Below are 18,749 nucleotides of genomic sequence, written 5' to 3'. Positions count from 1 at the left end.
ATCATCTTTGCCATCAACAAAGTGGCAGAGAAAGTGAACAACGACCCACGTCTTGGCGGCAAGCTGAAAGTGGTATTCATTCCTGACTACCGCGTAAGCCTAGCTGAAATTCTGTTCCCAGCGGCTGATGTTTCTGAGCAGATCTCGACTGCCGGTAAAGAAGCATCAGGTACAGGTAACATGAAGTTCGCCATGAACGGTGCATTGACTGTCGGTACGATGGATGGTGCAAACGTTGAGATGCGCGAAGAAGTGGGCGACGAGAACATCTTCATCTTCGGCTTATTGGTTGATGAAGTACAAAAACTCAAGCAAGAGGGTTACGACCCTTACCGCTACTACCATGCTGATAGCCTGTTACGTGCAGCGTTGGATCTGCTGAATACCGATGAATTCACACCAGGTAACCCTGGCCAGTTGGCGGCAATTCGCCACAACCTGCTAGAAGGGGGCGACCCATACCTAGTGCTGGCTGACTTTGCCGATTACGTGAAGACGCAAGAGAAAATCGATGCCCAATACCGCGACCAGAAAACTTGGGCCCGCAAAGCTATTTTGAATACCGCACTAATGAGCAAGTTCAGCTCGGATCGCAGTATTCGTGATTATGCCAATAACATTTGGGGGCTGACCCCAGCCCACCGTCAATAAGGAAATAGGTAGCGGCCGGGAGGCCGCTATTGGAGCCAGTGATGATTGAAAAAACAGTACTAAACCAGGTTGCTGCTCAAGCCGGTATCGCTGATAGCTATACCAACGCCTGGGGTGAGCAAGAGAAAGCGCAAGAAACTATCGTTACCCGAGTGTTGCAGGGATTGGGTTATCAAACCACGACCGATGAGGAATTGAAGGCGTCGGCAGCAGAGGTGCATAGTTGCAAGGGGTTGATCGAGCCGGTGATCTTTGCCAAAGAAAACCACCCGATCCATGTCGATCTCTATATTGGACGTAGCATTCGCCCTGCTGATTTCAATTGGGAGATTATCAGCGAATCAGGCCAGACTATCCGTGGTGAGATCAAGCAGCATGTTATCTCCGATCAAAGGGATACAGACGGGCCTCTGACTGTCTCATTGCCATATACCATGGAAATGGGGTATCACCGCTTTTTCCTGCATCGCAAACGCAAGAAAGTCCCTTATCAAGCGGATCTGATTGTCACACCGAAATCTTGTTACAAGCAACCTGCCATGTTGGCAGGGCACAAGAGTTGGGGAACCAGTGTCCAGCTGTACTGTTTGAAATCTCATCACAACTGGGGGGTGGGTGATTTTGGTGATTTGAAATTGCTGATCGCCAAAATCGCCGAGCAGGGGGGCGACTTTGTCGGCTTGAACCCGATTCACTCCCTTTACCCGGCCCAGCCGGATGCAGCAAGTCCGTATAGCCCGTCATCTCGTCGTTGGCTCAACATCATATATTTGGACGTTCCTTCCATTCCGGAGTTTGCTTTCTGTGCTGGCGCCCAGGAGAAGGTGGGTGATCTGGCTTTTCAAAGCCGCCTAAAAGCCATGCGGGATAACGAGTGGATAGATTATTCCGGTGTGACGGAAGCCAAGCTTGAAGTATTGGCGATGTTATACCAGGAATTTTGTACCCGTCATGAAGCGAATCAAACTGACTACGCCAAAGCGTTTGAGGCTTTTGTCGAGGAGGGTGGCGATTCGTTGCTGAAACAAGCTGCCTTTGATGCGCTCCATGCCGAGCTCAAGAAAGAGGACGAGACAGTGTGGGGATGGCCGGTATTCCCGCAACAATATCGCCACTTCTCAAAACGCGCAGTACAGAGCTTTATTGCTGATAACCAGGCACTGGTTCGCTTCTACATGTATTTGCAATGGAATGCGGAAATCCAACTTCAGGAGGCACAGCAACTGGCACATGAAAAAGGCATGATGATTGGCCTTTACCGTGACTTGGCTGTCGGCGTGAGTGAGGGTGGTGTCGATGCTTGGGCCAGCGAGGGTGAATTGACCCTAGATCTCAGCATTGGCGCACCACCGGATGTCTTGGGTCCACAGGGACAGAATTGGGGCTTGCTGCCGTTGAACCCTTCGATGCTGAAGCAACAGGCTTACCGTCCGTTTATCGAACTGCTAAGGGCAAACATGCGTCACTGCGGTGCTTTGCGCATTGACCATGTGTTGGGTTTATTGAGGCTTTGGTTGATCCCCAAAGGTGAAGGGGCAAGCAATGGTGTTTACGTCAATTATCCGGTAGAACAACTGCTTGGTTTGCTGTCGCTTGAGAGTCACCGTCACCAATGTGCGGTCATCGGTGAAGATCTCGGTACGGTACCGGATGAAATTGTGGGCTTGCTGCAAGAGGCCGGCGTACACTCCTACAAGGTCTTCTTCTTTGAGGCTGCTGAAGACGGTGGTTTCTATTCTCCAGCCCACTATCCGGTCCAGTCTATGGCGACACTGTGTACCCACGATATGCCAACCCTACGTGGTTTCTGGCATTGTGAGGACTTAAAAATGGGCAAAGAGCTAGGCCTGTATCCGGATGAGGCGCAACTTCAGACACTTTATGACAGTCGTCTTCACGACAAGCAGCAGATCATCAACAGCATGGACGGGCATGGTATGTTGCCGCCTGGTCTCAGCCGTGATGCCCGTTACCTAGAGATGGATCGCGTCCTTAGCCACAGTATGCAATGCCACTTGGCTGCCGGATCGTCGTCACTGCTGAGTCTGCAGCTTGAAGATTGGCTTGAGATGGATCTGCCTGTCAATATACCGGGCACAGTCGATGAGTACCCTAACTGGCGGCGCAAGTTAAATTGTTGCATCGAAGATATGATGAAACGCCAAGACGTACTGTCTTTGACCCAATTGATCACCGAAGCCCGACGTTCGGCGTCAAAAGTCGCATAAAATCGGTATGGCAAAGGAGTGGGGTCACTCCTTTGCCTAGTTTGGTTTCAGTGTGATGCGGCTAACGGGTTGAATTAACACTGCGATTAGTATTATCCCTTAAATTAGAGCCGTAATCTCTTATTTGACTTAATCCTAATTGGTAGTCGAAAGCAAAAGAGTTATCTATTTCATCGCAAACGCCTTTATATGGCTGGGACGTCAACCCTAACAAATAGGCGTCCTGTTCACAGTACGCTTGTTGACCCCTTTTATATCCATTTAAATATTCGCTGTAATTATCTTTTTCTGCATATGAGAATTTTGATTCTTGCTTTGCAACCTCTCCAGATAAACCGGTTCGGTAGCCGTGTTCATCCCAGTCATCAATGTTTGAGTAGGTATTTTCTGTTGAAGAACAGGCAGATAGTACAACTATGCTTAATGCGGTGAACAATCTTTTCATTATATTATCCTCTATCATACCGGGGGTTAATTTAATTATAGTTATTAACCCTTAATGAAAATTGAAATCGTGACTTATATATTAGTTAATTCTTCTTTTTTTCATGTTAGTCACAATATTGATTTATTCAAATTAAAAGAGTGCCAACCTCTAATGAATTTTATAAGTGAAACTTGCTATTTTTCCTAGCAACAATTTTACGTGTTTTGTGATCCTGGTCATCTAGCTGCTGATAGACATCTGTGATGAATTCAATACAATACTTGTAAATAGTAGTACAACGTGAACGTCTAAGTGTGAATTTCAATATAAGGCATGGATAGTATGAGCACTACTTTGCAGAAAAAGCCCAATGTGATTGTGATTATCGCTGATCAGTGGTCAACCAAAATGGCGGATGGCTCTGGTGATGAGGGTAAGTTAAATACCCCTGGTATCGACCGTTTGGCCGAAGAAGGTATTCGTTATGAGCAAAGTTACAGCTCATACCCTCTTTGCTGCCCGGCTCGGGCAAGTTTGTTTACTGGTTTGATGCCACATAACCATGGCTTGATTGATAACGAAGAGATCATTGAGCATGTTACCGGTGAGTTTCCGACCACGGAGAATTTCCTGGCCCAAACAGAAACCATGGGTGAGGTGTTCGAAAAAGCAGGTTATGACACAGGCTTTTTTGGTAAGGAACACGCTGCCGGTTACGGTTGGAAAGGGATTGAAGACTTCGGCAGCATGACATGCTCCCGAGGCGGCTATCTGGCTGAGGGCTCAGTGTTTGATCCGATTTTCACCAAAGATGCACTGGACTTTATCAAACGTGACCGTGATAACCCGTTCTACATGACGTTGTCTTTTATCAACCCTCACGATATCTGTAAAACGTTGGGTGGTCCGGTCGGTGGCAAGAATATCTCCGATGCGATTTTCTTCTGCCGCGACGACGATGAGAAATACCTACGAGGCCAAGATCGTAAGCCATTACCGGACAATTTCACCGACCGGTTTATCTCGGGCATGATCAAGCATGAAGATTACATGTACAAAGAGCTCGAGGAGCTGGATGAAAACTACTGGCAGCAGTTTATTTCGACCTACGGCTTGTTGATTGAAAATACCGACTGGTTTATCGAGTTGGTGCTTGAAACCCTCAAAGCACAGGGACTTGAAGAGGACACCATTGTCCTGTTTACCGCCGATCACGGTGAGATGATGGGTAGCCACCGCCTGATCGCCAAGACGGTATTCTACGAAGAGTCAGTAAAAACCCCGATGATCATCCGTTACCCGTCAGCGGTGAATCCTGGCAAAGTCGACGACAACAATATTGTTTCCACTATCGATATCATGCCGACATTGCTTGATCTGTGCGGGCTTGAGGTACCTAAGCAAATCGATGGAAGTAGCTTCAAGGCGAGTATGACAGACAACGCAATGACTCATGAAGAGACATTCTGTGAAAGTTACTTTGCCCGGATGTTCCGCTTCAAGCAGTACAAATATGTCGAAAGCCATGTTTACGGTGAGGATTACCAAATCCTGATTGATCTTGAAAAGGACCCTAACGAGACCAAGAACGTATTTAACCAGCCAGGATACGAACAGGTGTCTGATTATGCCTCGACTCGGATGAAAGAGTGGTTGAAGCAAGAGGGTATCGGGCTTGAATTTAATGCCAAGAACCTGAAATCCAAATCGCTGGAAACAGCAGAATAACGAAATATAGCTCCTCCTTGCATCCACCAGCCAGTGCAGGGGGGAGCTTCCATTTTGTGGGAAACGACTATGACAAAACCGGCCCAGCAGCGCTTCCACTTGATGGCAAAGCCAGCCAGCTACAAATGCAACCTCAAATGTGATTACTGCTTCTACCTCGAGAAAGAAAGCTATTACGGTGATAGCAAGAGTAAGATGGACGAACAGGCGTTGGAGCTATATGTTGCCAGTTATATTGCCGCTCAGCCCGATGATATTGTCCATTTTGCCTGGCAAGGGGGAGAACCCATGATGGCTGGGTTGGCTTTTTTCCGGCGTGCGGTCGAGCTGCAGCGCCAATATGCCAATGGCAAAACGATCACCAATAGCTTTCAAACTAATGGGGTTGGTATTGACGATGAATGGGCTAGGTTTTTCGCCGAACACCGTTTTCTGATCGGGATTTCCATCGATGGTGATGCGCCACTGCATGATGCCTATCGAATTTCGGTCAATGGCAAACCCACTTTCGAGCGCGTCAAATCAGCGATTGGGTTCCTGAAAAAGTATCGGGTCGAGTTCAATACCATGACAGTGGTGAATGACAAAAACTGGCAGCATGGCAAGGCGACCTACCAGTTGCTGAAATCCCTCGGCTCCCAGCATATGCAGTTTATCCCGATAGTTGAAGCTGAAACAGAGCCTAGCCAGTTACATTCGCTTCAGGGCACACCTGCCATCCAGCCTTTTTCTGTGACGCGTGAAGGATATGGCCAGTTTATGGTTGAAGTTTTTGATGAATGGCGCAAGCAAGATGTTGGGCAGATCCATATCCAATTGCTAGAAAGTGTCTTGGCAACTTGGCTCGGTTATTCCCCTGGGTTGTGTATTTTCAGCGAAAATTGCGGCAATGCCCTCGTCGCCGAAGCGAATGGGGACATTTACTCTTGCGATCACTTTGTCTATCCCGAATACAAGTTGGGTAACCTTGATGGGCTGGAACTTGCCGTCATGGTGGACTCACCCCAGCAACGTGATTTTGGTCTGGCAAAATCCGAGACTTTACCGTCTACATGCTTGTCTTGTGAGTTCAGACCCCTGTGTCACGGCGGTTGCCCAAAACAAAGAATTATCGATGCTGGAGAGGCATACAGGCACAACTACTTGTGCCCTTCTTATAAAAAACTATTTGCCCACACCACTGATTTTATGAAAAATACTGCACAGCAGATCAAGCAGCAAATGCATCAGGGGAGGGGATAGATGAAGTGGAGTAAAGAAGGGGAAGAGCCGGACTACCGCTTTACCCTGGCCAATGAGCGGACGTTCCTGGCCTGGATCAGAACCGCACTGGCCTTTCTCGCGGCCGCGATTGCCCTAGACCAGCTCACTCCGGAATTTGCCAATCCTGAAGTCAGGTTATTCCTCTCGGTATCCTTTGCCTTGGTATCGGCGTACCTTTCGATTCTTGCCTACCGCCGTTGGCGACGTAATGAGATGGCAATGCGCCGCAGTAAGCCCTTGCCCTATACTCGGCACCTCAAGGTGATGAGCGTCATTATGATGGGGCTGGTGCTGACCATAGTCGTCTTGATCATGAAGCTGTTCTGATGGCTGAAAAACAGATAGCCCACCATTTTGAGCCGTCCTCGCCAGAACCGATTGAGCGTAACCGTGATATCGGACTCCAACCGGAGCGTACGTTCTTGTCGTGGTCGAGGACAATCTTGGTGTTGTTCCTTCACACGGCCGTATTGGTGAAAATCGGTTGGAGCAAAGACTCCCCAGTGCTTTTTGTGACCGCTGGGATGTTGGCAGTGATCTCGTTCGCTCTACTGATTCTGGTTGAACTTCGGCGTGTGGATTATCGCTATTCCCTTCCCTTGCTTAATCTGCGCAGTGTCGGTATGAATCTGTTTTTCTCCACTGCTGTCGCGCTCTCGGCAATCAGCTACGTGCTGGTGATGCTGGGTGTGATTTGAGCCTTAGTGTCAGATCAGCTGCTTCAACTTGGCTAACCCATAGGCATTCACACTGCTGGCATCGGTGATGGTGCCGTCAATGATCATTGCCTCGAACTCCCTCAGGCTGACCTTTTGGCTGATCAAGCCTTCTTCTTCGTCGTCCAAATCGGTCTCGGTATGTTCCAGCCCAGTCGCCAGGAAAATGTGGTAGCCCTGGCTGGAGTAGCCTGTTGCCAGGTGCTGGAAGCCAACATAAGTGAGCTGCTTGGCAACCAATCCTGTTTCCTCGCGCAGTTCACCTGCGGCCAGTTCTGCGGGATCGGCATTCGGCTCTTCTTCCCATGAACCTTGCGGTAATTCCAGGCAACGTTTTTCCAGCGGGTAGCGGTATTGCTCTACCAGATAGATGTGCTCATCTTCGATAGGCAGGACGATAACAAAATCTGCCTTCTCGACAACACTGTAGATCCCGCTGTTTCCGCTTTGGCGCTGTATCTTATCTTCGCGGACCGTCATCCATTTATTCTGGTATACGACTTTACTATCGAGGGTGGTGATTTCTTTCATGGCAGCCAAACTATCCTTTTGTTGAAGAATGAATAATTTATCACTATTTAGTGGCTACTTTGTTGGTGCTAGAACAAAAGATTGGTTTGATAATGAGTATTCTTGACCTGTCTATAGCTTCATAGTTTAAGGTTACGGCTTCATTGCATAGGGCTTGGCCATGTATCGGATTTCAGAATTAGCAGAGCAAGTGGGGCTATCGCGCTCTACCTTGCTGTATTACGAGAAGCTCGGCTTGATTGCCGGTAAGCGACTTGATAACGGTTACCGCATCTATAGCGAGCGGGATCTCCAGCGCTTACGCTTGTTGCAGCAGCTGCAGGCCGGCGGTCTGACCCTCAAGGAATGCCAGGCCTGCCTCGAGGCCAAGGTTGACCGTGATCTATTGCTAAACCGGATGCATCAGCTTGACCAAGAGATTGCCCACAAACAGCAATCACGGGATTTGCTCGCCGCGATGCTGGGGGAGTCGGATATGACGGCATGGCACCAGTCGTTGGAACAAACAGCCCCAGATGCACATTTGGATTGGTTAATGAAACAGGGCTTTGATGAGAAGCAGGCCCTGAGACTGAAGTGGTTATCAAAAGACATGAATACACACGAACAATATATGGCGGACTTCAACCGGATTTTTCAAAGCCTAGATCGCTGGGGACCGGGTTTGGAAGCCGAGACCATCAAGGCTTTCGGTATGTTGCCATCAAAGCCTGAGAGTATTTTGGAAATTGGCTGTGGCCAGGGCATTGCGACCACAGTGTTGGCTGATCAGTCCGACGCGGTGATCACTGCCGTCGACAACCATGAAGATGCCCTCAGTAGGTTGCAACAGCGGGCTGCCGAGGCTGGTGTCGAAGGGAAAGTAGTTACCCAGTGCGCTAGCATGACCGACCTGCCATTTAGCGACGGTAGCTTCGATACGATTTGGGCCGAGGGCTGCGCCTATATCATGGGGGTAAATAATGCCTTCAATCAATGGCGGCGGTTGCTGAAAGACGGTGGTGTGCTGGTACTGAGCGATCTTGTCTGGCATACCGACAACCCAAGCGCGGAAAGGAAAGCATTCTGGAGCAAAGAATACCCAGATATGACAACTGTCGATGAGCGTATCAAGCAGGCGCAGGCTTCAGGCTATGAAGTGCTCATGCATTTTACCCTGAGCGATGAGGCATGGCAGGCGTATTTCTTACCGCTCCAGCAACGGGTCAACGAGCTGAAAGAGGCAATGGCTGGGTCGCAGGCGATTAAAGATATCCAGACTGAATTGGATATCTACCACCAGGGCTTCGAGCAGTTTGGCTATCAGGTGTTTATCCTGCAGAAAAGATAGTTCGAATACATTCTCTTTTGCTAGCGAAAAGGGAAGATCAAAACGTCAGATTCCGGTAGATAAGCAGAGTGCCGTTTGTTTGGGTTATTGATTCAATGGGCTGGGTTCGTCTCCAGCCCGACAGACATCCACTCCCACCGGCGCTGCACCTCAAAGACTTTTTGGTTGAGGATAATATCGCGCACATCGGTAACAAATTGCTGCAATAAACTGTCTGATTCACCTTTGCGGGAGATCACCACGAGTTGGCGGGTCATGCTCGGCGGCGGAAGAGGGTGGCAGTCGACATGATCGAGCAGGTTGATCTGGCGCGCGAGGAAGGTGGGGGTAGTCAGTGACCAGCCAAGCCCTTCGGCGACCATGCCCAGCACATTGTCAGCCCGGTCGAGCGAATATTGGCTGCTGACATTGATATTTCGCCACTTCAACCAGTTGTTGGTTTGGGTGCCAGTAGGCGTCCAGTTTTCATAGCCGATATAAGGCTGGTTGCTGGCAAGTGTCTTGATATCCTTTTGCGGCCAGTCTTTGGGTGTGACGATGACATACTGCTCGTTCAGCAAAGGCATCATTGCCAACCCCTGAGGGACGTCTTGGTTAGACATGGTAATGATGATATCGCTCTTGCCTGCCTGAAGTGAAGCCAGTAACTCTGGTGCCGTGCCTGTGATTTGATGTACATGGGCGACTTTGGGTTGCAGGTACTTGAGGATCTCGATCCCGGCCAGCTGGGTAACGGAGTCCACCATTCCCAGCCGTAAGCGCGGTAATTTCCCTTTTTCAATTGAATGCATCCAGTCTTGCAACTTGCGCGATTCAATCAATAGTTTGCTGCCTTGTTCATAGAGCTCCCGGCCAGAAATCGTCAGTTGGATTGGCCGTTTGCTGCGGTCGAGTAGCTTGCTATCTAAGGCAAGCTCAAGGCTTTGGATCAGCTGGGAAACCGCTGACTGGGTCTGGTTGAGTTGCTTGGCCGCTTGGCTGAAAGAGCCAGATTCAACCACTGAAATGAAAGTTCGTAATTGGCGGAGATCAAAAGCAATATTATCCATAACTTGTGATTATTATAAGAACAACTAATAGTATTCATTATATTGCCCACTGCTAGCCAAGTACCGATCGACTTCAAACTTTCCTTACATCATCTGCAATACAATTGCCTCAGTTAAACAAATCAGTGGAATTGAGCAATGAGAAAAGAAGTCGATGTATTAGGTGAAATGATGTTGCCGGATGAGGCGTATTTTGGCATCCAAACCCAAAGGGCAGTCGAGAACTTTGCAGTTTCAGGCCGTACAGCTGCAGAAGTTCCCCACTATATTTGGTCGGTAGCAGCACTCAAGCAGGCGGCGGCCAAGGCAAACTGCCATATTGGTGCACTGGACAAAACCATTGCTGATGCCATCGTCCAGGCTTCTCAAGAAGTGATGGATAATAGGTTTGATGACCAGTTCCCAATCGATGTGTTCCAAGGCGGCGGCGGCACCTCGACCAACATGAATGCCAATGAGGTCATCGCAAACCGTGCCAATGAAATCTTAACGGGTAACAAGGGCTCAGAGGCCGTTCATCCGAACACCCATGTCAATATGGGCCAGTCAACCAACGACGTTATTCCGGCGGCAATGAAGATGACCTGCCGGATGAATCTGCATGCCTTAATTGCTGAAGTCGCAGGGCTTGAAGCCATGCTGGAAGAGAAAACCCTAGCGTTCGACCATGTGGTTAAACTTGCTCGTACCTGCCTGCAAGATGCCGTACCCATCACCCTAGGCCAACAGTTCAGTGGTTACCTTCACCAGACCCGCCGCCTACACCAAGCTTTGATTGCTGCCAACCAGCAGACTCTGGATTTGCCGCTCGGGGCAACGGCTGTCGGCACAGGTTTGTCGACCCACGAAGGCTACCTAGAGCAGGTATATGTCGAATTACAGGCGATCACCAATGAGCCTTTTGTTGCTGAGGAAAACTTCTTCGACGGCTTGCAAAATGGTGATGCCTACTTGGAAGTTGCGGCACAATTGAAGAAATTGGCGGCATTTTTATCAAAAATGGCAACAGATTTCCGTATTCAGGGCAGTGGTCCTCGCGCCGGCTTCAATGAACTGTTGATCCCTGCGGTACAGCCTGGCTCGAGTATTATGCCGGGCAAGATCAACCCTGTTATGCCTGAGCTTATCAACCAAATCGCCTATCAGGTTATCGGCAATGATGTCGCGATCACCATGGCCGTCGAGGGCGGTGAGCTTGATCTCAATGTTTGGGAGCCGGTGATTATCAAGTCGTTGTTCGAGTCCTGCAACCTACTTACCAATGCTATCCCGCTGTTTGTCGAGAAATGCCTCAAAGACTTGCTACCCAATGAAGCAGTATGTCGCGAATATGCCGAGAAAAGTACCGCTCTGGCGACGGTAATTGCCACTTTGTTCGGCTACAAGGTGGGCAGCAAAGTCGCTGTAAGGGCATTTGAAGAAAACCGCACCGTCCGGGATGTTGTGTTGGATGAAAAGCTGCTTACCCCAGAACAGGCTGATTATCTGCTAGATCCAATGGTGATGACAGATCCAAAAGCCAGCGCTGCAGCGGTAAAACGTTATCAGTCTGAGATGAAAGAAGAAGCGAGTGCCACTTTAGAGGAAATGGCATGATGAATACGCCCTTATTGGCCCAGATCGCCCATTGGTGCGTCAACCTCAAATGGCAGGATATCCCTGAGCCTGTGGTTGAGGTTGCGCGCACTGCCCTGACCGATTATGTCGCTGTTACGATTGCAGGTAACAAGATGCCTGTTGCGCAAAACATCCAGAAACTGGCGGCTTCAAGGACCCCGTCAGGTGCCTGTAATTTGTTTGGAACCAGCCAGACGAGTTCGGCTGCATATGCCAGCTATGCCAACGGTGCAGCTTCCCATGCCTTGGACTTCGATGATGTTAGCTGGGCAACTATAGGTCACCCGACCGTGACGGTAGCCCCTGCTGCATTTGCTGTGGCACAAGAGCGTCAACTTGGCGGTGAAGCGATATTGCTGGCCTATATTGCAGGTGTCGAAGCCCAGCACCAGATCGCCCATTGGTTGATGCCGGCCCTATCGGAGCAGGGTTGGCACACCACGCCGACTATTGGTGTATTCGGCGCGGCGGTAGCGGCAGGTATTTTGATGGATCTTGATGAAGGTAGCCTGGTCCATGCCTTGGCGATTGCCGCTTCATCGGCGTCTGGTGTTCGTGGCAACTTCGGTAGCCAAACCAAGGCCATGCATGCCGGCCTTGCTGCCTTCAATGGTGTCAACGCCGCTGAACTGGCGCAAATCGGTGTAACAGGGCAACCGAATGTCATTGAAGCAGCCGATGGCTTTGGTCAGTGTTTCGCGCAGCGTACAGACTTTGCCAAAGCTTCTGTTTCTTTGGGCGAATACTGGGACTTGTTGGATAACGGCTTGGTATTCAAACAATACCCTTGCTGCAGCGGCAGCCACCCTGCCATCGACTGCTGGGATGAGTTGCTGCAAGCGCGCCACCTTGCTCCGGAAGACATTGAGTTTATTCAGGTAGGTGCCAGCTTGCTCGGGCCAAGGGAGCTTGTTTGCTCAAATCCGCAAAATGCCATCGAAGCCAAATTCTCTATGCAATACGCTTTGGCTGCACGCTTGATTTACGGCGGGGTAGGCGTGGCAGAGTTTGTTGATAGCAAAGTGCAAGATGAGCGCATTCAGGCACTGATGGCAAGGATCCAAATGCGGGTTGATCCCGAATTGGAAAAGCTGGGCTTCATTGGTACCGCACCAATAAAGATCCGGATAACCCTGACTTCTGGGGAAACCATTGCTATCGCCAATGACCTTGCCAAAGGCAATCCGGAAAAGCCCCTGTCCAGCCAAGATATCGAGAAAAAATTCACGGCCTGTGTAGTGCCCCAAGTCGGCGAGGGAAAAAGCCGTCAGTGGTTGGCGTTACTGGCTAAATTTGAATCGGCCAGCAGTGCCGAAATTAATGAACTCCTGAAACAATAACAGGAGCGGAGGTATCCAATGATTATTATCCATGCGTGTTTACTATTAGGTGCGATTGTTCTTGCTGCCCGCCTCGGCGGGATCGGGGTCGGTTTGGCTGGAGGGCTAGGGATGGCAATAGCTGTCTTTGGCCTTGGCTTGCCGCCGGGTGACATTCCGGTCTCGGTTATCCTAATTATCATGTCGGTGATCCTTGCCTTGTCTGTGATGCAGCAGGCTGGTGGGATGAGCTACATGGTCAATGTCGCCGAACGTATGCTGCGCAACCACCCGCGTCACATTAATATTCTCGCGCCTGCTACCACCTTTATTCTGACTACCTTAGCGGGTACGGGTTATACCGCCATGTCAGTACTGAACGTTATCCAGCAGGTGGCCAAAGAAAATGGTGTTCGTCCTAGCCAGCCATTGAGCTCGGCGGTGGTTGCCTCCCAGATAGCCATTACGGCCTCTCCGATTTCGGCAGCCACAGCAGCAATGTACGTCGTGGTTGAGCAAATGGGCGTTGGCTTCGGTACGGCATTGAGCGTCATTATGCCTGCGGCCTTGTTTGGGGTTATCGTTGCATCTTTCATTGCCAGTCGCCAAGGCTGCGAACTCAAGGATGATCCGATCTTCCAAGAGCGCGTTGAAAAAGGACTGGTTAATTTTACTCCTGAGCAGCAGAAGCATCAGGCCGCGTCCGAAGAAGCGAAGCGTTCGGTAATGTTGTTCCTTGCCGGTGTGGTGTTTATTGTCGCCCTGCTCTTGTTCAAACCACTGCTTGGCCACGACTTGGGCTCGCGCGACATTATTGTTATCGTCATGCTGCTGGTAAGTTTTGTGACGGCCATGGTTTGTAAGGTACCGCTAACCTCTATCAAGAAAGCACCGATCTTTGCCGATGGCGCTGAAAGCTTGGTGGTTATTCTGGGCATTGTATGGCTCAGTGCAACGATTATCGGCGTGCATATCCCATCGATTGAAGCGGTAGCAGGTGGCGTGCTTGAGCAATATCCAGCGCTGCTAGCCGTGGTCTTCTTCGGCACATCAGCACTGCTGTTTAGCCAAGGGGCAACCAGTGCGCTGCTTATTCCAATTGCGGCCTCGCTGAATGTTGACCCAGCCACTATCCTTGCGAGCTTTGTCGCAGTGAGTGCGCTTTACATGACCAACATTTATCCGACTACAGCTTTTGCGATTGCTACCGATGACACCGGTTCATTCCTAAGTCGCCGTTGGAATGGCTGCTACATTGTTAACCACCCGTTCTTCCTACCGGGCATGTTAGGCATCGCAGCAGCGGTACCATTTGGTTTTGTATTGGCGAACATCTTTGTGTAATGCCTTAGATTTAGCCAAGGCCCAAATTAAGAAGCCCCAGCAATATTATTGCTGGGGCTTTTGCGTTCGTTAGGCTGACGGATACTTTCCATCAGAGCTTAAACTGGTTCGAACGAGATCAGCTCTCGTGACCGAAGTTGTAGTGGATGAAGCAAGCGGCTCCAGAGATAAGAGTAGCGAGTGAAAAAATAACAAATCCCATACGTTTCTCCCTTCAGGCTCAGTAAGTCTAAATAACTTCAAAACATGACTTATCAGTATCACGGCTGATGGGGTGGGAACATCATTTTTGATATATTTGTCATCAATGATCCGTCCTTGGTCACAGATCACGATATTTTACACTATTTTTGTCAGCAAAAACGGGCTCCTAATGGCGTTTTGTTTTAACTAATAGCGGCACTGCGAACTATAATATCGAGATTTGCGAACTAGATAGTGAAGTTACGCAGCCCATTTCACATATATAAGCTTCTTCAACTGATTAATATTAATAAAAAACAAGCTGCTGAATAGTCAAGAGAAGATGAGATATTGATCCATAGCTCACGTAAGTCGATTTATGCTAGATTTTTTCCGGTGCGATTAATGGCATGAATATCGCAAAAGGAGTGTTTGGAAAAAGTTGAATATTTGACCGAATTTCCCTCACATTTTGGTTTTTCTATTAAAGGCTTAGCCCCAAATCAGTGATATAAATTTTACAGTATTGTTTTCAATATTGTGGGGGTTTTTATGTACAAGCAACTTACGGAAGAGAACCGCTTGCAAATTTGGGCGCTGAGGAAAGAAGGGAAAAACCAGTCCCAGATCTCGAAGATATTAAATATCCACCGCTCTACGGTCAGTCGTGAACTTGCCCGTAATTCTGGCCCCTACGGTTATGAGCCGCAACTGGCAAATAAAATGGCCCGGTACCGTAAACAATTTCACCAGCAAGTCGCCGAGAAGCAATACGGGGAGTTGCTTGGCAAACTCCACCAGATGGGACTAAACACCGAAGACTGCCAACGATTTATCCTTCACTACCATCCTGAATTGGACATGGAACAACTCAATCAACTACTCGCAGCATACGAAAAGAGTCAATTAATGCCGGAAATGGGATAGAACTCTCATGTTGCACTTGCCCTTTTTACTATCCCTATCAGAGGGAAAATGCCGGTGTTGCACTTGCTACATAACCCGAGTCAAATCTGAGCATTTTCATTGCTGGTGATGTTGCACTTGCCTGCCCCTTCAATGACGATTCAACTGTTGCACTTGCTTCAATTAAACCTCAGCTTGATTTTAAGTTATTGTTTTATTTTGATTTTATATTGGTTGTTTATATTGAGGGATATCACATTATTTCACCCATGGCCTCCCTATAGTTGATTTGTCCGATGGTTAAACGCCATCAATCAATGGAGGTTAAGATGAAAAAATTCAATCATGTCGGGATTCCATCGCCTGTTGAGCACCCCGATGAATCTTTTAATCCTGATATTAGCCTGTATACAACCGATTTCGAAAAGAGTGAAAATCGTATTGAATGGTTGCGCTTTTTGGAAGATTGCCCGTTGCCAGACGTACTGAAAAACACAGCCCATGTGGCTTATGAGGTCGATGATCTTGATAAAGCTATTGAAGGCAAGGAAGTATTGCTTGAGCCATTTAGCCCGAACGAATCCCTGCGTGTCGCCTTTATTATGGAAGACGAAGCGCCCGTTGAATTAATGCAGTATTGCTGACATCACGCCAAGTAAAGGATATCGACTATGAAGAAGTTTATTAATCACCCTGAAAATATCACTTCTGAGTTGCTACAAGGATTTGCATTAAGTTTCCCCGAGCATGTGCGGGTGGTACAGGACAAGATTGTGACCCGTGCAGTGCCTAAAGACCAAGACAAAGTGGCGATAGTTACCCTGGGTGGTGCTGGCCATGAACCTGCGTTGAGTGGTTTTGTCGGCGAAGGGATGCTGGACTTTTCGGTGGTTGGCGATGTCTTTGCCGCCCCTGGAGCCCCAAAAGTATTCGAAGCACTGAAATTAGCGAACCGACCTGCTGGCGTGCTCTTTGTCGTACTGAACCATGAAGGGGATGTGATGGCTGCCAATATGGCAATGGAGATGGCCAAGCGCGAAAATATTAACGTCAAAATGCTGCTGACCCATGAAGACATCAGTGCTGGGTTGGAGACAGATATCAAAGACAGGCGTGGGCTCGTCGGATGTGTACCGGTGTACAAAATTGCCGGCGCAGCTGCTGAGGCAGGGTTGCCTTTGGATGAAGTCTATCGCATTGCCAACGAATTCAACCAGAATATGGCCACTTTGGCGGTTGCAATGAGTAATGCTACCCATCCGCAGTCAGGTATGGCGATTGGTGATCTGCCAGAAGATGAAATGGAAATCGGTATGGGTCAGCATGGTGAAGGTGGCGGTGGGCGGATGAAGATCTGCTCGGCAGATGAAACAGCCAGTATCATGCTGGATCAATTATGCGCGGCGGTCGCTGCTAAGCCGGGTGATGAGTTGATGTTGATGATCAACGGGACCGGGGCAACCACCTTGATGGAGATGTTCATTGTCAGCCGTGCCTGCCATATCCACCTACAGGAAAAGGGTATAGCCATCAGCCGCAGTAAAGTGGATGAGCTGTTGACCGTGCAGGAAATGGCAGGTTTCCAAATGTGCATCGGTAAATTTAATTCAGAAATTCTCTCCTATTGGGACAAGCCATGTAATACCCCTTACTGGTGCCAGTTCTAGCCCGGCATTGTTGTTGTGCCAGGCCTGTTACCTGGCACCTCCTTTAACGATATCTAGAAATGTATCGAAAGGTGCAGGGGATCTTTTGGCCTGAAAAAGGTGATAAAGATGAAAACCTTAAACCAGAAATTATTATTTATCATGCTGTTGGCCGCAGCAAAGGATATACGTGCATCGGTACCGCTGTTGAATGATTTGGACGGTCAGACGGGCGATGGCGATCACGGCACGACGATGATGCGGGTCTCCCAGTGTATTGAGAACACGCTAAAAAATAGCAGTGGGCAAGATTGGCAAAAAACAATTGATGATATGGGGTGGGCGATAATGAGCCAGGATGGTGGATCGGCAGGTATGCTGATCGGCAACCTGTTCTGCGGGCTTGCAACAGGCCTTGTGGAATCCGAGTTGACCCCCAAGCAGACCGCGGCGGCATTTAGGCATGGCTTGGATAAGCTTGCTTATTTCAGTGGCGCGAAATTGGGCGATAAAACCATGCTTGATGCGCTGACCCCTGCGATAGAAGCAATGGAACAATTGGCATTGGATTCTGAAGATATTGCCGCTTTGTTCCTGAGCGCCGCAAAGGCATCGCAAAGCGGGGCTGAAAAGACGAAAGGGATGAAACCGGCAAGGGGACGGGCGAAGAATATGGGAGAGAAAGCCATCGGCTTTGTTGACCCTGGGGCAACAAGTATGTCGATCCTGTTCAATTCTTTTTCCAATCATATTAATGCCACCAATAAGGAAGAGTGTTATGGCTGACAAAGACGGAATGGTATTGGCGAAAGACTATGGCTTGGACTGCCCTCCCGTGACAAAGGCTTTCCATGTTAAAGGCATGGATCATGTCGATTGGGGGATGAAAGACAGGTTGAGTCGTATATTCCGCCCGGAGACGGGAAAAACAGTAATGCTGGCCTTTGATCATGGCTACATCATGGGGGCAACAGCAGGGTTGGAGCGTTTGGATCTTTCTATCAACCCACTGGCACAGTATGCCGATGCGCTGATGGCGACACGGGGAGCAATGAGGAGCTGTATTGCCCCCAATCACAATAAACCTGTGATCCTTAGGGCGACGGCTGGGAGCACAGTGCTCAAAGATGATCTGAGTTGGGAAGTCTCTGGCGTCGATATTGACGATGCGATACGGATCAACGCCTCATGCCTTGCAGTACAGGCATTTGTCGGGGCTGATGGTGAATGCCGTAGTTTGGAAAATATTGTCCGTACCGTCGATAAAGGCGCGCGCTACGGGATCCCTACTCTTGGAGTTACGGCCGTCGGCAAGGAGATGGAGCGTACCCCGCGTTATTTCATGCTGGCGACTCGGGTACTCGCTGAACTCGGCACCCATATTGTCAAAACCTACTATTGCGATGACTTTGACAAAGTGACGGCTGCTTGCCCGGTTCCCATTGTCGTCGCGGGAGGCAAGAAAACGTCTGAAATGGATGCCCTGACTTTAACCTACAAAGCGATACAGGATGGTGCTGCCGGAGTGGATATGGGACGTAATGTGTTCCAGTCCGATTGCCCGATTGGCATGATAAGGGCGATCAGTGCCATTGTTCATGATGGCCTGACACCGCCGCAGGGATTTGATTTATACCAATCAGTAAAAAGCCAATTGGCATAAGGAGTATGTGTTATGACCTGGAGTAAGTTTATTGTTATTCCCATCATAGTGGCGGCCTTGGCATTTACCATTCAGGCGCTCGACCAGGTGATGGCAGGGCTAATGCCCGTGGCCGACAATGTGGGCTTCGGCTGGATAGCCTTTATTT

Annotated in this window: 18 protein-coding genes; 15 read left to right on the top strand and 3 right to left on the bottom strand. The window is 49.1% G+C overall.

Features of this window, described 5'->3' with window-relative positions; all coding sequences use genetic code 11:
• Positions 1-651, top strand: a 651-nt coding sequence (locus BIZ37_RS23005; RefSeq protein ID WP_187463507.1) for a glycogen/starch/alpha-glucan phosphorylase, incomplete at its 5' end; no start/stop codon positions are given.
• A gap of 41 nt (positions 652-692) precedes the next feature.
• On the top strand, positions 693-2,879 hold the full coding sequence (gene malQ / locus BIZ37_RS23000) for a 4-alpha-glucanotransferase (protein ID WP_187463506.1): 2,187 nt from the start codon (positions 693-695) through the stop codon (positions 2,877-2,879).
• Between the two features lie 61 nt (positions 2,880-2,940).
• On the opposite strand, the gene BIZ37_RS22995 is transcribed toward malQ, so the two are convergent.
• Positions 2,941-3,324, bottom strand: a complete 384-nt coding sequence (locus BIZ37_RS22995) for a DUF2799 domain-containing protein (protein WP_187463505.1) — start codon at positions 3,322-3,324, stop codon at positions 2,941-2,943.
• Positions 3,325-3,648: 324 nt separating this feature from the next.
• On the opposite strand from BIZ37_RS22995, the gene BIZ37_RS22990 reads away from it, so the two are divergent.
• From BIZ37_RS22990 to BIZ37_RS22975, 4 genes are all read left to right on the top strand, one after another.
• On the top strand, positions 3,649-5,034 hold the full coding sequence (locus BIZ37_RS22990) for a sulfatase (protein ID WP_187463504.1): 1,386 nt from the start codon (positions 3,649-3,651) through the stop codon (positions 5,032-5,034).
• Positions 5,035-5,103: 69 nt separating this feature from the next.
• Positions 5,104-6,276, top strand: coding sequence for an anaerobic sulfatase maturase (locus tag BIZ37_RS22985; protein ID WP_187463503.1), 1,173 nt, complete (start codon positions 5,104-5,106; stop codon positions 6,274-6,276).
• A complete protein-coding gene (locus BIZ37_RS22980) occupies positions 6,277-6,624 on the top strand; it encodes a YidH family protein (RefSeq protein ID WP_187463502.1) in 348 nt (115 codons plus the stop codon).
• On the top strand, positions 6,624-6,995 hold the full coding sequence (locus BIZ37_RS22975) for a DUF202 domain-containing protein (RefSeq protein ID WP_187463501.1): 372 nt from the start codon (positions 6,624-6,626) through the stop codon (positions 6,993-6,995). Before BIZ37_RS22980 ends, BIZ37_RS22975 begins: the two co-directional genes overlap by 1 nt.
• 9 nt (positions 6,996-7,004) lie before the next feature.
• On the opposite strand, the gene BIZ37_RS22970 is transcribed toward BIZ37_RS22975, so the two are convergent.
• Positions 7,005-7,544, bottom strand: coding sequence for an NUDIX hydrolase (locus tag BIZ37_RS22970; RefSeq protein ID WP_187463500.1), 540 nt, complete (start codon positions 7,542-7,544; stop codon positions 7,005-7,007).
• A 160-nt stretch (positions 7,545-7,704) separates the two neighbouring features.
• On the opposite strand from BIZ37_RS22970, the gene BIZ37_RS22965 reads away from it, so the two are divergent.
• Complete coding sequence (locus BIZ37_RS22965; protein WP_187463499.1) at positions 7,705-8,874, top strand: MerR family transcriptional regulator; 1,170 nt, start codon at positions 7,705-7,707, stop codon at positions 8,872-8,874.
• 92 nt (positions 8,875-8,966) lie between these two features.
• Here the strand turns inward: BIZ37_RS22965 and BIZ37_RS22960 are convergent, their stop codons facing one another.
• A complete protein-coding gene (locus BIZ37_RS22960) occupies positions 8,967-9,923 on the bottom strand; it encodes a LysR family transcriptional regulator (RefSeq protein WP_187463498.1) in 957 nt (318 codons plus the stop codon).
• A 138-nt stretch (positions 9,924-10,061) separates the two neighbouring features.
• Between BIZ37_RS22960 and BIZ37_RS22955 the strand changes: the two genes are divergently transcribed.
• The 8 genes from BIZ37_RS22955 to lsrF all read left to right on the top strand — a co-directional run bounded on the left by BIZ37_RS22955 (position 10,062) and on the right by lsrF (position 18,601).
• Positions 10,062-11,519 (top strand): aspartate ammonia-lyase, encoded by a 1,458-nt coding sequence (locus BIZ37_RS22955; RefSeq protein ID WP_187463497.1) that lies wholly within the window; start codon positions 10,062-10,064, stop codon positions 11,517-11,519.
• The gene (locus BIZ37_RS22950) at positions 11,516-12,880 is read left to right on the top strand and encodes an MmgE/PrpD family protein (protein ID WP_255526874.1); all 1,365 of its coding nucleotides are present in this window, start codon (positions 11,516-11,518) and stop codon (positions 12,878-12,880) included. The genes BIZ37_RS22955 and BIZ37_RS22950 overlap by 4 nt, the downstream gene beginning before the upstream one ends.
• Positions 12,881-12,898: 18 nt before the next feature.
• Entirely contained in the window at positions 12,899-14,203 is a 1,305-nt protein-coding gene (locus BIZ37_RS22945; RefSeq protein ID WP_187463496.1) for an anaerobic C4-dicarboxylate transporter, read from the top strand.
• Positions 14,204-14,938: 735 nt separating this feature from the next.
• Positions 14,939-15,313, top strand: coding sequence for a helix-turn-helix domain-containing protein (locus tag BIZ37_RS22940; protein WP_187463495.1), 375 nt, complete (start codon positions 14,939-14,941; stop codon positions 15,311-15,313).
• 308 nt (positions 15,314-15,621) lie between these two features.
• Positions 15,622-15,936: a hypothetical protein gene (locus tag BIZ37_RS22935; protein ID WP_187463494.1), complete on the top strand. Its 315-nt coding sequence runs from the start codon at positions 15,622-15,624 to the stop codon at positions 15,934-15,936.
• 27 nt (positions 15,937-15,963) lie between these two features.
• Entirely contained in the window at positions 15,964-16,959 is a 996-nt protein-coding gene (locus BIZ37_RS22930) for a dihydroxyacetone kinase subunit DhaK (protein ID WP_187463493.1), read from the top strand.
• 108 nt (positions 16,960-17,067) lie between these two features.
• Positions 17,068-17,724 (top strand): DAK2 domain-containing protein, encoded by a 657-nt coding sequence (locus BIZ37_RS22925; protein WP_187463492.1) that lies wholly within the window; start codon positions 17,068-17,070, stop codon positions 17,722-17,724.
• Positions 17,717-18,601: a 3-hydroxy-5-phosphonooxypentane-2,4-dione thiolase gene (gene lsrF, locus BIZ37_RS22920; RefSeq protein WP_187463491.1), complete on the top strand. Its 885-nt coding sequence runs from the start codon at positions 17,717-17,719 to the stop codon at positions 18,599-18,601. Before BIZ37_RS22925 ends, lsrF begins: the two co-directional genes overlap by 8 nt.
• Positions 18,602-18,749 lie beyond the last annotated feature (148 nt).

This window comes from Photobacterium sp. BZF1 (assembly GCF_014349205.1).
Lineage (GTDB): Bacteria > Pseudomonadota > Gammaproteobacteria > Enterobacterales > Vibrionaceae > Photobacterium.
The sequence above is the reverse complement of the archived record's forward strand: the minus strand, read 5'-3'. Positions and strand labels throughout refer to the sequence as shown.